The following is a 13096-nucleotide window of genomic DNA, read 5'->3' as shown; positions in this document are numbered from 1 at the left end:
TTCAGTGGGCAAGTACCTTGGAGAGGAAGTCCTTCGCTCTCGCGCTCGTGGGATTTGTGAAGAAGACCTCCGGTGTCGCCTCCTCGACGATCTCGCCGTCGGCCATGAAGAGCACGCGATCCGCGGCCCTGCGTGCGAAGCCCATCTCGTGTGTGACGACGACCATCGTCATGCCCTCCTCGGCAAGGCCGACCATGACGTCGAGGACCTCAGTGATCATCTCGGGGTCGAGGGCCGATGTCGGCTCGTCGAACAGCATGACCTTGGGATCCATCGCGAGAGCTCGAGCGATGGCGACCCGCTGCTGCTGCCCGCCCGAGAGTTGGGAGGGCATCTTCGTGGCCTGGTCGGCGACACCCACCCGCTCGAGGAGCGTCATCGCCCGCTCTATGGCCTCGCGCTGGGAGCGGCGGCGAACCACCGTCTGGCCGAGGGTCACGTTCTGCAGCACCGTCTTGTGCGCGAACAAGTTGAAGGACTGGAACACCATGCCAACGTCGGCGCGGAGCCGGGCGAGCTCCGATCCCTCCGCAGGCAGGGCTTTGCCGTCGATCGTGATGGTGCCGCTGTCGATCGTTTCGAGACGGTTGATCGCGCGGCAGAGGGTGGACTTTCCTGAGCCGCTCGGCCCGATGATGACCACGACCTCGCCGCGGTGAACCGTCGTCGTGAGGTCCTTGAGAACGTGGAGCTCGCCGAAGTTCTTGTTCACGTGGTCGAGAACTACGAGGGGTTCCATCCACCCACACAAGCACACCCCCAAACGGGGGTCAACTCAGCGGTCTATCTGTGACCCGACCGACACATGCGTCAGTCGAGCGACTTCAGCACTTCGCGACGCTCGCGCTGCTCCGCCGGATCAGGCACCGGGAGGGATGCCAGGAGCCGCCGCGTGTACGCATGCTCAGGAGCTCCGAGCACCTGGGCCGGTGGACCCTCCTCGACCAGCTGGCCCCGATACAGCACCGCGATCCGGTCGGCGATCGCATCGACGACCGCGAGGTCGTGGCTGATGAAGAGTGCCGCGAAGCCGAACTCCCTCTGCAGTTCCATGAAGAGCTCGAGCACCCTGGCCTGGACGGACACGTCGAGCGCGCTCGTCGGCTCATCGGCGATGAGCAGTTCCGGCTTCAGGGCCAGTGCGCGCGCGAGGCTCGCACGCTGGCGTTGCCCACCACTCAGCTCGTGCGGGAAGCGATCACCGAAGGAACGGGGCAACTGGACGGCCTCGAGGAGGTCGTCCACGCGGGACCGCACCTGGGTGGCATCCAGGGACTTCTCGTGCACGACGAGCGGTTCGGCCACGCACTGCGCGATCGTGAGGAGGGGATTGAAGCTCGAGGCGGGATCCTGGAACACGAAGCCGATCCTGCTTCGCACGGGTGTGAAGTCCCGCTCCCGCACCCCCCGCATCTCGTGCCCGAGAACCTGGAGCGAACCACCGGTGACCTTTGTCAGGCCGCCGATGGCTCGGCCGATCGTGGTCTTGCCCGATCCGCTCTCCCCCACCAGTCCGAGCACCTCGCGCGGCGCGATCGAGAAACTGACGGAGTCGACGGCACGGAAACTGCCACCTCCGAACCGTGCGGCGTACTCGATAACGAGATCGGATGCCACGACCACAGGCTCCGCCGGTGCAACCGGCTGTCGTTCCCTGGTCACATCGATGCGCGGGACGGCCGCCAGCAGGCGCTTGGTGTAGTCAGCTTGTGGATGAGCGAAGAGCTCGGCGACCGGCGCCTCCTCGACGACCTTTCCCTGATACATGACGATGACCCGATCGGCGAGATCGGCGACGACACCCATGTTGTGGGTGATGAGCACGATCGCCGTGCCGAACTCCTGCGACACACGTCGGAGCAGTTCGAGGATCTCAGCCTGCACCGTGACATCCAGGGCAGTCGTGGGCTCGTCGGCGATGATCAGCTCGGGACCAAGCGCCAGAGCCATCGCGATGACAATGCGCTGCTTCTGCCCGCCGGAGAACTGGTGGGGGTAGTAGTCGACCCGCTCCGAGGCATCCGGAATGCCCACCTTCTCCAGGAACTCGATCGCCTTCGTCCGGGCCCGCTTGCGCGAGTACTTACCGTGAGCCCGCAGGCCCTCCGCCAACTGCCACCCGACCGTGTACACCGGGTTGAGGGAGGTCGACGGCTCCTGGAACACCATGGCCGCGTCAACACCGCGGATCGCCCGCAGACGATCTCCCGTGAGACCAACGACGTTCGTGCCGTTCAGCACGACCGCGCCCGAGGTCGTCGCGGTGGACGGGAGGAGCCCGATGATCGTCTTCGCGGTAACGGACTTGCCGCTGCCGCTCTCACCGACGATCGCGACGATCTCGCCCGCGGCGACGGAGAGGCTCACATCATCGACGGCGAGCACATCCCCACCATCGGTCGCGAACGAGACCTCGAGATTGCTGATCTTCACGACATCGGTCATGGCTTACCCTCCAGGGCGTCGATATCGACGACATCGGCGACACCGCCGGGAGCGGTGGACACCTCTGCTGTGGGATGCGGCAGGACGTCCGCGCGACGGCGTGTGCGCAGTCGCGGGTCGGCAAGGTCGTTGAGGGACTCCCCGACGAGCGTGATGCCGAGAACGACGAGAACGATCGCGAGACCCGGGAACACCGAGGTCCACCAGATCCCGCTCGTCACGTCCGACAGGGACTTGTTGAGGTCGTAGCCCCACTCGGCAGCCGCAGTCGGTTCGATTCCGAAGCCGAGGAACCCGAGTCCGGCCAGCGTGAGGATCGCCTCGGAGCTGTTGAGCGTGAAGATGAGCGGAAGCGTTCGGGTCGCATTGCGCAGCACGTGCCGCGACATGATGCGCAGGGGGCTCGCGCCGATGACCTTCGCCGACTCGACGTACGCCTCGGCCTTGATGCGAACAGTCTCGGCCCTGATCACGCGGAAGTACTGCGGGATGAACACCACCGTGATCGAGAGCGCTGCTGCGAGGATGCCACCCCAGAAGCTCGACTGCCCGCCACTGATCGCGATCGCCGCGACGATGGCCAGAAGCAACGACGGGAAGGCGTACACCGCGTCGGCCACGACGACGAGAACTCTGTCGAGCCATCCGCCGACATATCCGGAGATCAGTCCGAGGAGCACGCCGATGAAGATCGAGAGGAGCACCGCGACGATGATCACGAGGATCGCGGTCTGGGTTCCCCAGATCACGCGCGAGTAGACGTCGTAGCCCCCCACAGTCGTACCCATGATGTGCTCGGGGCTCGGGGGCTGCTGGGCGCCGAAGACGCCGTCCGCGTCCCGAAGTTGCGCGTAGCCGTACGGGGCGATGATCGGGGCGAAGATCGACGTGAGGATGAAGATGCCGGTGATCACGAGGCCGGCGATGAGCATGCCGCGCTGGAGTCCAACGCTCTGGCGCAGCTGGTGAACGACGGGGAGTCGGTCGAGGAGACGGGTGCGCTTCATGGTCAGTACCGGATCCTCGGGTCGATGATCGCCGCGATGATGTCGACGATGAAGTTGGTCACGGCGACGATCACCGCCAGCAGGGCGACGATGCCCTGGACCGCGACGAAGTCACGCGATGTCAGGTAGTGCGCCAGCTGGAAGCCCAGCCCCTGCCATTCGAAGGTCGTCTCGGTGAGCACGGCACCGCCGAGCAGCATGGCGATCTGGAGTCCGATGACGGTGATGATGGGCACGAGGGCCGGCTTGATCGCATGCGAGGTGACGAGTCGGTACTCCTTGACGCCCCGCGAGCGTGCGGCGTCGACGTAGTCCATCGAGAGCGTACCTATGACGTTTGTCCGCACGAGCCGGAGGAAAACTCCCGCGGTGAGAAGCCCCAGCGCGATCCCCGGCAGCACGGCGTGGGCGAGGAGGTCTGCGTACACGGCGCCCGGATTCGGTGTCTGGGCGGCATCGATGAGGTAGATGCCGGTCGGATTCGGGACTCGCGAGAGCTCCAGTTCAACCCGCACCGATGCGCGCCCCGCGACAGGAAGCCAGTGGAGTCCCACAGCGAAGATGAGCTTGAGCAGGAGGCCCGCGAAGAACACCGGGGTGGCATACGACAGGATCGCGAAGATCCGAAGCCCAGCATCCGGCCAGCGGTCGCGGAGGTAGGCGGCGAGCATCCCGAGCGGGATACCCACGATGAAGGCGACGATGAGCGCGTAGAACGCGAGCTCCAGGGTCGCTCCGCCATAGCGGAAGAGAAGATCGATGACAGGCTGGCGGTCGGTGATCGACGTGCCGAAGTTGCCCGTGAAGATCTGTCCGAGGTACTCGAAGTACTGAACGATGATCGGCCGGTTGTACCCGGCCTCCTCGATGCGTTGGGCCAGCTGCTCCGGAGGAAGGCGGCCGCCGAGGGCCGCCGTGATCGGGTCACCGATAGTCCGCATCAGCACGAAGACCATCGTCACAAGGATGAAGATCGTCGGGAAGATGAGCAGGAAACGCACGATGATGAACCGGAGGAGCTTGTTGCCCCCTGCTCGCCCGCGCTGTGGTGACGCCGGCGGAATCGTGCCGGCGATCTCGGTCGTAGTCATGTGGTGCGGTCTATCCCCGGTCAGAGGATGGGGTGGCTCGCCGGACGACGAACCACCCCATCCGTTGGTGGAACCTTAGCTCTCTCAGCCCTTGACGAGTCCCGCGAAGCGGAACTTGAAGGACGGGTCGAGCGTCACACCGTCGATGTCCGTGCCGGACACCGCGACCTGCGCTCCCTGAAGGAGCGGCAGGGTGGAGAGGTCCTCGGCGACGGTCGCCTGGATCTGCTCGATGAGCGCGGTACGAGCCGCGACATCCGAGGTCACACCCTGCTCCGTGATGAGCTCATCCACGGTCGGGTTCGAGTAGTGGTTGGCGAGGAAGTTCTCCGTGAGGAAGAACGGTGTGAGGTAGTTGTCCGCGTCCGAGTAGTCGGGGAACCACCCGAGCTGGTACGCCGGGTACACGTCGGACACGCGGTCCTCGGAGTACTGAACCCACTCGGTCGACTGCAGGTCGACAGTGAAGAGACCGGTCGCCTCGAGCTGGCTCTTGACGAGCGCGTACTCGTCACCCGACGAGGGACCGTAGTGGTCCGGGCTGTACTGAAGGCTCAGGGAGACCGGAGTCGCGACACCGGCTGCCGAGAGGATCTCGGCTGCCTTCGTGGCATCCGGTCCGCCCTCGCCGTCACCGTAGAGGTCCTTCAGCACCTCGGTGGCGCCGGTGAAGCCCTCGGGAACGAACGAGTACAGCGGGGTGTAGGTGCCCTTGTAGACCTGGTCGGCGATCTCGGCGCGGTCGACGAGGGATGCCACGGCCTGGCGAACCGCGAGGGCCTTGGCCGGGTCGGCCTCCGCCGTCGTGGCTCCGTACGGCTGGGTGTCGAAGTTGAAGACGATGTAGCGGATCTCGCCACCGGGTCCATCGTGGACGACGACACCGTCATCGCCACGCAAATCGGCCACGTCCGTCGCCGAGAGGCTGCGGTACGCCACGTCGACATTGCCCTCCTGAACGTCGAGCTTCAGGTTCGAGGAGTCGGCGTAGTAGCTGAGGATCACCGAGGAGTTCTGTGCAGGACCGAGCAGGCCCGCGTAGTTCTCGTTGGGGACGAACTCGATCGTCTTGTTGAAGTCGTACGTGGCGATCGTGTACTGGCCGTTGAATGCCTCGCCCGCGACGATGTCGGCGTCGGGGGTGAGTTCGGTGGCCGAGAACACCTCCTCGTCGACGATGGCGCCGGGGAAGGTGGTCAGGATCTGCGGGAAGACCTGGTCGTTGGCGGCCTTGAGGGTGAAGACGACGGTCGTGTCATCCACCGCCTCCGTGCTCTCGAGGTTGTAGAGGAGGCTCGAGGGGCCGTCGGGTGCCGCGATCTCAAGCTGGCGGTCGAAGCTGAACTTGACGTCGGATGCGGTCAGGTCGTTGCCGTTGGCGAACTTGAGGCCGGGCTTGAGAGTGACGGTGTACTCGGTCGGGGAGGTGAACTCCGCCGACTCCGCGAGGTCGGGCTCGGGGTCAGGGCTGCCGAGGGGCGAGTTGAGGAGGAATGCGTAGACCTGGTTCTGGACCGCGAACGATCCGTTGTCGTACGAGCCGGCGGGGTCGAGGGTAACGACCTTGTCCGTTGTTCCGACGAGGATGGCGCCATCCCCGGTCGCGCCCGTGTCGCCACCTGCTGCGCAGCTCGCGAGAACGAGTGCGAGTGCAGATGCGCCGATGAGCGCGCTTGTTGCGCGCTTTCGATGAGTGGATGCGGTTGTCATCCGTTTACCTCTTCCTGATTGCAGTGTTCCTGATGTGAGAGAACGCGCAGGAGGATGGTCACCCCCGTAACGTCGCAATGTCTCAGTCCTAACACACTCCCGAGCGACCTCCGAGGGAAGAGGCGTCAAACCCGGTCATATTTACACGACTGCAACGTGCATGCGGAACGACGTCAGCTGCGCTGGGCGAAAGCGCTCTCATAGAGGCAGACCGCGGCTGCGGTGGCGAGGTTCATCGACTCCGCGTGTCCGTAGATCGGAACCTGGATAACCCAGTCGGCCAGGGCGTAGTGCTCGTCGGTGAGCCCGCGCGCCTCATTGCCGAACAGCCAGGCGGTGGGCTTGGCAAGCGCTCCGGAGTTGCGGGCAGCGAGAAGGTCGCCGCCCTTGACATCCGCCGCGATCACCTGGAGGCCCGCGGCAGCAACCTTCTCGAGAACATCCTCAAGTTCGGCACCACGCGCGACCGGGAGATGGAACATCGAACCGGTCGTGGCGCGCACGACCTTCGGGTTGTACACGTCAACGCTGCGACCGGTCAGAATGACGGCGTCCGCCCCCGCGGCATCCGCCGTGCGGATGATCGTGCCAGCGTTCCCCGGGTCCCTGACCTCCTCGAGCACCGCGATGAGCCTGGGGCCGCCCGCCAGCACGTCCTCTACCGACCTGAGGAACTGCCGGCAGACCGCCACGATCCCCTGGGGTGTCACGGTGTCCGCCATGGCGTCGAGTACCTGTTCGCTCACGAACTCCACGTCCAGGTCCGCGTTGGCAGCAGCGGAGGCGAGCCCGGAGTGCTTCTCCCACGCGGTGGGCGTCGCGAAGATCTCGAGCACCAACTCGGGGCGGAAGGCCAACGCCTCGGAGACGGCCTGTGGCCCCTCAACGAGAAAAAGCCCGGTCTCAGACCGGGCTTCTCTCTTTGCGAGTTTCGCCACGGCGCGCACACGGGGTGAGCGCGGGTTGTCGATCATGTCGACAGCCTATTGTGACGAGGTGAACGAACCGTGACCGGCTCGCTGCACTCGGTGGTGCTGGTGGTATCGCTAGGCGACCTTGGGGGCGCTGGTGTCGGCCGGCAGTGCCGCCTTCGCAGTCTGCACGAGGGCCGCGAAAGTCGCGGGCTCGGTGACGGCGAGGTCGGCGAGGATACGGCGGTCGACGCCGACGCCGGCCAGGTTCAGGCCCTGGATGAAACGGTTGTACGTCAGGCCGTTGGCACGGGATGCCGCGTTGATGCGCTGGATCCACAGGCGACGGAAGTCACCCTTGCGCGCACGACGGTCACGGTATGCGTAGACGAGCGAGTGAGTGACCTGCTCCTTGGCCTTGCGGTACAGGCGCGAACGCTGTCCACGGTAACCGGAGGCACGATCGAGGATGACGCGACGCTTCTTGTGGGCGTTGACTGCCCGCTTTACTCTTGCCATTTTTTTGTCCTAAACCCTTACTTGCCGAGAAGCTTCTTGATGACCTTGGCGTCCGCCGGGGCGAGCACCTGCTCCTGGTTGAGCTGGCGCTTGAGCTTGCCGCTCTTGACCTCGAGGTTGTGGCGCATGCCAGCACCCTGCTTCATGACCTTGCCGCTACCGGTGAGCTTGAAGCGCTTCTTGGCACCGGAGTGCGTCTTCTGCTTAGGCATCCTTGTCTTCCTTTTCCGTTGGTACTTCGGCAGCGGAGTTGTCCGCTGCTACATCCTTGGCCGCGTCGCGCGGGGCCTTGTTCGCAGTCTTGCGAGCCTCAGCCTCGGCCTTCGCAGCCGCCTTGGTCTTGTGGGGGCCGATCACCATCACCATGTTGCGTCCGTCGATGGTGGGGGTGGATTCGACCGAGCCGAACTCCGCGACATCCTCAGCGAAACGCTGGAGGAGGCGCACACCCTGGTCGGGACGCGACTGCTCGCGCCCGCGGAACAGGATCATGGCCTTCACCTTGTCGCCCGCGAGGAGGAATCCCTCCGCGCGCTTGCGCTTGGTCTCGTAGTCGTGCTTGTCGATCTTCAGGCGGAATCGAACCTCCTTGAGGATCGTGTTCGCCTGGTTGCGTCGCGCTTCCTTGGCCTTCTGTGCCTCTTCGTACTTGAACTTTCCGTAATCCATGATCTTGGCGACGGGAGGCTTGGAATTGGGAGCAACCTCAACCAAATCCAGGTCGGCTTCCTGGGCGAGACGGATGGCGTCCTCAATGCGGACGACACCTACCTGCTCACCATTGGGGCCGACGAGACGAACCTCAGGTACGCGGATTCGGTCGTTGGTACGGGGATCGCTGATGCGGAACTCCTCTGTCTTGATGATTCCGTGGCGTGTGCCACGCGGAACGAAAGAGGACATCGCGCGGCGCGCACAGCGCGCCACTCACCCTTGATGCTGCCTGGCCCACAATGACGGAGGCCATCGACGGAACAGACGGGGTGCAACTACCCGATAGCCTGTATGAGGCGGCCAGCAGGTGGGAGAATCTCCACTTTCGCGTCTCCGGGAGCCCGGAGCCTCGCCAATGGTAGCAGACCATTGGTGTTCCCGCCCAGAACTCAGCTGGGGTTCCCACCCCGCTCGATGGAGGACATTCATGCCTGACGGCTACGACGAAGCCAGCAACGAGATCCGCGACATCGGCGATGTTCCCGCGATCGAGCTGATCAACACCGTCTCGGTGCACCTCATGAGCGCCGCCGCCGTCAAGCTCGGCCTTGCGGACGACCCGGATGCCGCCTCCGAGATCGACCTCGACGAGGCTCGGAAGCTCATCACGGCCCTGGCTGGTCTGGTGACGGCAGCCGCCCCCGAGGTGTCGGACAGTCATGCCCGCCCGCTGCGGGACGGCCTGCGTTCGCTCCAGCTCGCCTTCCGTGAAGCGTCCAGCATCCCCGATGCGCCGGGTGCGGGCCCGGGCGAGAAGTTCACCGGTTCGGTGATCTGACCCGATCCTCGTCAGGCGGATGCGACGAGCTGGACCTTCAGGGAATCGACGCGCACCGCGATCGTCTCGTCCGATGACCAGCGGTCGCTGAGACGAGCCATGAGTTCGTCGACCGCGGACCTGTCGAGCCCCTCCTCGAGCGACAACCTGACGATGAGCTCCGGCCCCGCGAGCCTCGCGTCCGGGTCCCCCGGTGCCAGATACAGCTCACGGACGACGGGCTCCGGTGACGCCGAGGCGAGGAAGGCCTCGAGCACGGCCGGGTCGAGATAGCTCGGCGTCCACGGCTGGGATTGGGCGATCGCCCAGAGGGCGGGACGACGCACGGCGAACTCCGTCTCGCTCGTCGGGTCGACAATGACGACGTCCGTGTGTTCCTCGACGGCGGCCAGTGCGACCCGCGGCGCTGCGGCGGGGACGGGACGAGCATCCCGATTCCAGGCGCCGAGCGCGGTGACCGAGGTGAATGCCGGCTGCACGGTGCGACCGTCGGGGCCAGCCACCCTCACGATGGACAGTTCTTGCGTCTTGTCGACGAGATGTCCGTGGGGGCCGACACCACTGTCCCCACGCTCGGCAACCAGGGGCACAAGGAGGCGCGACTCGCGAAGCGCCTCCACCACCTCGGCCTCGCCGACCTCGCGGGCGCGGAAACGGCGTATCGCCTCCAGGAGGCGCGGGGGCGCTGAGCCATCGTCGTCCGGCGTTGCCGGATTCTCGATGTGTCGGCCGGCCCAGGGCACGCCTGCACTATCGGCCGCGGGCATCCCGTCGCCGACCATGTCAGGCGGAGGCGACGTCGAGCGCCTCGGCGAGGGTGAATGCCTTGGCGTAGAGGGCCTTGCCCACGATGGCACCCTCGAGGCCCTGCGGGACCAGGGCGCGCAGCTCGGCGATGTCATCCAGCGTTGCGATCCCGCCGGACGCGATCACGGGGCGGTCGGTGCGGTCCATGACCTGTTCCAGGAGGTCGACGTTCGGACCCTTGAGCGTGCCATCCTTCGTCACGTCCGTGACGACGTAGCGAGCGCACCCCGCCTCCTCAAGGCGGTCCATGACGGCCCAGAGGTCACCGCCCTCCTGGGTCCATCCCCGAGCCGCGAGCGTCGTACCGCGCACGTCGAGTCCCACCGCGATGGCCTCGCCGAACTCGGCGATCACGTGGGCAGCCCATTCGGGGTTCTCGAGCGCAGCCGTTCCCAGGTTGATGCGCTTGGCGCCGGTCGCGAGAGCAGCCTCGAGCGTCTGGTCGTCGCGGATGCCACCGGAGAGCTCGATGTTCACCCGACGCGGCGTCGCCTTGATGACCCTGCGGATGACGGCGCGGTTGTTCCCCCGCCCGAACGCCGCATCGAGATCCACGAGGTGGATCCACTCGGCACCCTGGTCGATCCATTCCTGTGCAGCATCCACCGGGTCGCCGTAGTTGGTCTCCGATCCCGCCTCGCCCTGGGTCAGGCGCACGGCCTTGCCCCCCGCGACATCGACCGCCGGAAGGAGCTCGAGGGCGGGGGTGGTGTTGAATTCGCTCACAGGGTTTCCAGCCAGTTCGTCAGGAGTCGGATGCCCGCTTCGCCCGACTTCTCCGGGTGGAACTGCGTCGCCGACAGCGGGCCATTCTCGACCGCGGCAAGGAACCGCGAGCCGTGTTCTGCCCATGTCAGGACGGGTGAAGGGAACGGGTGGTTCGTCTCCAGCGTCCAATCCTGGGCCGCGTAGGAGTGTACAAAGTAGAAGCGCTCATCGCGAATCCCCTCGAAGAGGCGCGAGTCCTCCGGCGCCTCGACGGTGTTCCACCCCATGTGCGGCAGAACGGGGGCATCGAGTTCACGCACGACGCCCGGCCACTCCCCCAGTCCCTCGGTGTCGACGCCCCGCTCGACGCCGAGTTCGAAGAGCACCTGCATGCCGACACAGATGCCGAGGACCGGCCTGCCGCCAGCGAGCCGCTGTTCGATGACAGCACCGCCCCGGGCCGCGCTCAGGCCGTCCATGACGGCCGAGAACGCGCCCACGCCGGGCACCAGGAGGCCGTCTGCGGCCAGCGCGGTGGAACGGTCGGACGTCAGTGTGACGCGAGCGCCCGCAAGCTCAAGGGCCTTGGCGGCCGAATGGATGTTTCCGGAGCCGTAATCGAAGATCACGACCGAAGGTGACGCGCTCACGATCAGAGTGCGCCCTTGGTCGAGGGAATACCCACGACCTGGGCATCCCGCGCGACGGCGAAGCGGAACGCCCGCGCGAACGCCTTGAACTCGGCCTCGGCGATGTGGTGCGGATCGCGACCCCCGAGCACTGTGATGTGCACGGTGAGGGCAGCATTGAAGGCGATCGCCTCGAACACGTGACGCACCATGGAGCCGGTGAAGTGGCCGCCGATCAGGTGGTGTTCGAATCCCGCGGGCTCCCCCGAGTGCACGAGATACGGCCTTCCCGAGATGTCGACGACCGCCTGCACGAGCGCCTCATCCAGCGGCACGAGAGCGTCCCCGAAGCGGGAGATTCCGGACTTGTCACCCAACGCCTCGCGGATGGCGAGGCCCAGGGCGATACCGATGTCCTCCACCGTGTGGTGGACATCGATGTGGGTGTCACCCGTCGCCTCGACGGTGAGATCAACGAGCGAGTGCCGCGCGAACGCCGTCAGCAGGTGGTCGTAGAAGGGCACACTCGAATTGATGGACGAGGTGCCGGTGCCATCGAGGTTGATCGTCAACTCGATGCTCGACTCGCTCGTCTGGCGGCGGATGGTCGCCTCGCGTGGGGTCATGATTCCCATCCTACCGAGGTGACCGGAGCGCCCAGAGTGCTCCAGAGGCGCCTAGCCGAGCCTCGCGAGGGCCTCGAGGAAGATATCAGTTTCCGCCTCGGTTCCCGCGGTGACGCGAAGGTGATGCGGGATACCCACATCTCGGATCAGGATCCCCTCGTTGAAGAGCTTGACGAAGAGATCGTGGGAGTTGGCGACCCCACCGAACAGCACGAAGTTCGCGGCGCTCGGGAGCGGCAGGTATCCGAGCGCGGGCAGCGCCTCGATCATCCGATCGCGCTGGCGCTTGATGTCGTCGACCATGGCGAGCATCTCGCTCGAGTGGGCGAGGGCAGCAACCGCGGCGGCCTGGGTCAGCGAGGAGAGGTGATAGGGCAGGCGCACGAGCCTGAGAGCATCGATGACGGCGGGATCGGCGGCGAGATAGCCGAGACGGATGCCTGCGAAGGCGAACGCCTTGCTCATCGTGCGACTGACGAGCAGCCGGGGGCGCCCTTCGAGGAGGGTCAGGGCTGTGTCTCCGTCAGCGAATTCCGCATAGGCCTCGTCCACGAGCACGATGCCGTCGGTCGCGTTGTACGCGGCCGCGATCACGTCCAGGTCGAGGGGGGTCCCCGTGGGGTTGTTCGGTGAACAGAGGAAGACGATGTCGGTCTGCTCGCGCTCGATAGCAGCCACGACGGTCTCCGCGCTGAGGGTGTACTCCTGATCGCGGTCGGCGGGGACCCAGCGGGTGCCGGTGCCACTCGCGATGATCGAGTGCATCGAGTACGTGGGCGGGAAACCGAGGACGCTACGCCCGGGGCCGCCGAAGGCCTGGAGGACGTGCTGCAACACCTCGTTTGAACCGTTCGCGGCCCAGATGTTCTCGGGAGCGAGACCGTGGCCGAGGTACGCGGAGAGCGATTCGCGCAGCGACGTGAACTCGCGATCGGGGTATCGATTGGCCCCGAGCACCGCTTGTGCGAGCGACATGACGATGTCCGTTGCCACCGCCTCCGGGATGGGGTGGGTGTTCTCGTTCACGTTCAGCTGGACGGGAACGGGCTCCTGGGGCGCACCATAGGGCTTGAGCCCACGCAGGTCATCCCGGATGGGGAGGTCGTCGAGGCTTGTCACCCGTCCAAGCTTAGGGCGCACGCCATGGCCCG

15 protein-coding genes are annotated in these 13096 nt (G+C 65.8%); 1 reads left to right on the top strand and 14 read right to left on the bottom strand.

Translation table 11 applies throughout. The features are described from left to right. Position 1: 1 nt before the first annotated feature. The 9 genes from HDC94_RS08395 to infC all read right to left on the bottom strand — a co-directional run bounded on the left by HDC94_RS08395 (position 2) and on the right by infC (position 8586). On the bottom strand, positions 2 to 739 hold the full coding sequence (locus HDC94_RS08395; protein ID WP_179496619.1) for an amino acid ABC transporter ATP-binding protein: 738 nt from the start codon (positions 737 to 739) through the stop codon (positions 2 to 4). 71 nt (positions 740 to 810) lie between these two features. Then, positions 811 to 2445 carry an ABC transporter ATP-binding protein gene (locus HDC94_RS08390; protein ID WP_179496617.1) on the bottom strand — a complete coding sequence of 545 codons (1635 nt, stop codon included), beginning with the start codon at positions 2443 to 2445 and terminating at the stop codon, positions 811 to 813. Continuing rightward, positions 2442 to 3452, bottom strand: coding sequence for an ABC transporter permease (locus tag HDC94_RS08385; protein ID WP_179496615.1), 1011 nt, complete (start codon positions 3450 to 3452; stop codon positions 2442 to 2444). The genes HDC94_RS08390 and HDC94_RS08385 overlap by 4 nt, the downstream gene beginning before the upstream one ends. Before the next feature lie 2 nt (positions 3453 to 3454). Then, entirely contained in the window at positions 3455 to 4543 is a 1089-nt protein-coding gene (locus HDC94_RS08380) for an ABC transporter permease (protein WP_179496613.1), read from the bottom strand. An 84-nt stretch (positions 4544 to 4627) separates the two neighbouring features. Beyond that, the gene (locus tag HDC94_RS08375) at positions 4628 to 6253 is read right to left on the bottom strand and encodes an ABC transporter substrate-binding protein (RefSeq protein WP_179496611.1); all 1626 of its coding nucleotides are present in this window, start codon (positions 6251 to 6253) and stop codon (positions 4628 to 4630) included. Positions 6254 to 6426: 173 nt separating this feature from the next. After that, on the bottom strand, positions 6427 to 7227 hold the full coding sequence (locus tag HDC94_RS08370; RefSeq protein WP_179496609.1) for an RNA methyltransferase: 801 nt from the start codon (positions 7225 to 7227) through the stop codon (positions 6427 to 6429). Between the two features lie 72 nt (positions 7228 to 7299). Continuing rightward, on the bottom strand, positions 7300 to 7683 hold the full coding sequence (rplT, locus tag HDC94_RS08365; RefSeq protein ID WP_179496607.1) for a 50S ribosomal protein L20: 384 nt from the start codon (positions 7681 to 7683) through the stop codon (positions 7300 to 7302). A gap of 17 nt (positions 7684 to 7700) precedes the next feature. Continuing rightward, positions 7701 to 7895, bottom strand: coding sequence for a 50S ribosomal protein L35 (gene rpmI / locus HDC94_RS08360; protein ID WP_179496606.1), 195 nt, complete (start codon positions 7893 to 7895; stop codon positions 7701 to 7703). Next, a complete protein-coding gene (gene infC, locus HDC94_RS08355) occupies positions 7888 to 8586 on the bottom strand; it encodes a translation initiation factor IF-3 (RefSeq protein ID WP_179496604.1) in 699 nt (232 codons plus the stop codon). The genes rpmI and infC overlap by 8 nt, the downstream gene beginning before the upstream one ends. A 238-nt stretch (positions 8587 to 8824) precedes the next feature. Between infC and HDC94_RS08350 the strand changes: the two genes are divergently transcribed. Beyond that, a complete protein-coding gene (locus tag HDC94_RS08350; RefSeq protein ID WP_179496602.1) occupies positions 8825 to 9175 on the top strand; it encodes a DUF1844 domain-containing protein in 351 nt (116 codons plus the stop codon). Positions 9176 to 9186: 11 nt separating this feature from the next. Here HDC94_RS08350 and HDC94_RS08345 read toward each other — a convergent pair whose 3' ends face one another. From HDC94_RS08345 to HDC94_RS08325, 5 genes are read right to left on the bottom strand one after another with little or no spacing between them, the layout of a single operon-like run. After that, positions 9187 to 9942 (bottom strand): SseB family protein, encoded by a 756-nt coding sequence (locus HDC94_RS08345; protein WP_306457269.1) that lies wholly within the window; start codon positions 9940 to 9942, stop codon positions 9187 to 9189. Between the two features lie 16 nt (positions 9943 to 9958). Continuing rightward, positions 9959 to 10708: a bifunctional 1-(5-phosphoribosyl)-5-((5-phosphoribosylamino)methylideneamino)imidazole-4-carboxamide isomerase/phosphoribosylanthranilate isomerase PriA gene (gene priA / locus HDC94_RS08340; RefSeq protein ID WP_179496597.1), complete on the bottom strand. Its 750-nt coding sequence runs from the start codon at positions 10706 to 10708 to the stop codon at positions 9959 to 9961. Then, on the bottom strand, positions 10705 to 11340 hold the full coding sequence (hisH, locus tag HDC94_RS08335) for an imidazole glycerol phosphate synthase subunit HisH (RefSeq protein ID WP_179496595.1): 636 nt from the start codon (positions 11338 to 11340) through the stop codon (positions 10705 to 10707). Before hisH ends, priA begins: the two co-directional genes overlap by 4 nt. 2 nt (positions 11341 to 11342) lie before the next feature. Continuing rightward, complete coding sequence (hisB, locus tag HDC94_RS08330; protein ID WP_179496593.1) at positions 11343 to 11945, bottom strand: imidazoleglycerol-phosphate dehydratase HisB; 603 nt, start codon at positions 11943 to 11945, stop codon at positions 11343 to 11345. A 51-nt stretch (positions 11946 to 11996) separates the two neighbouring features. Beyond that, a complete protein-coding gene (locus HDC94_RS08325; protein WP_179496591.1) occupies positions 11997 to 13064 on the bottom strand; it encodes a histidinol-phosphate transaminase in 1068 nt (355 codons plus the stop codon). Positions 13065 to 13096: the final 32 nt, after the last annotated feature.

The organism is Leifsonia sp. AK011 (assembly GCF_013410945.1).
Taxonomy (GTDB): Bacteria; Actinomycetota; Actinomycetes; order Actinomycetales; family Microbacteriaceae; genus Rhodoglobus.
The sequence above is the reverse complement of the archived record's forward strand: the minus strand, read 5'-3'. Positions and strand labels throughout refer to the sequence as shown.

Coding starts and splice junctions, on each gene's coding strand:
- HDC94_RS08395 (WP_179496619.1), bottom strand. CDS start 739: ATGGAACCCCTCGTAGTTCTCGACCACGTGAACAAGAACTTCGGCGAG.
- HDC94_RS08390 (WP_179496617.1), bottom strand. CDS start 2,445: ATGACCGATGTCGTGAAGATCAGCAATCTCGAGGTCTCGTTCGCGACC.
- HDC94_RS08385 (WP_179496615.1), bottom strand. CDS start 3,452: ATGAAGCGCACCCGTCTCCTCGACCGACTCCCCGTCGTTCACCAGCTG.
- HDC94_RS08380 (WP_179496613.1), bottom strand. CDS start 4,543: ATGACTACGACCGAGATCGCCGGCACGATTCCGCCGGCGTCACCACAG.
- HDC94_RS08375 (WP_179496611.1), bottom strand. CDS start 6,253: ATGACAACCGCATCCACTCATCGAAAGCGCGCAACAAGCGCGCTCATC.
- HDC94_RS08370 (WP_179496609.1), bottom strand. CDS start 7,227: ATGATCGACAACCCGCGCTCACCCCGTGTGCGCGCCGTGGCGAAACTC.
- rplT (WP_179496607.1), bottom strand. CDS start 7,683: ATGGCAAGAGTAAAGCGGGCAGTCAACGCCCACAAGAAGCGTCGCGTC.
- rpmI (WP_179496606.1), bottom strand. CDS start 7,895: ATGCCTAAGCAGAAGACGCACTCCGGTGCCAAGAAGCGCTTCAAGCTC.
- infC (WP_179496604.1), bottom strand. CDS start 8,586: ATGTCCTCTTTCGTTCCGCGTGGCACACGCCACGGAATCATCAAGACA.
- HDC94_RS08350 (WP_179496602.1), top strand. CDS start 8,825: ATGCCTGACGGCTACGACGAAGCCAGCAACGAGATCCGCGACATCGGC.
- HDC94_RS08345 (WP_306457269.1), bottom strand. CDS start 9,942: ATGCCCGCGGCCGATAGTGCAGGCGTGCCCTGGGCCGGCCGACACATC.
- hisB (WP_179496593.1), bottom strand. CDS start 11,945: ATGACCCCACGCGAGGCGACCATCCGCCGCCAGACGAGCGAGTCGAGC.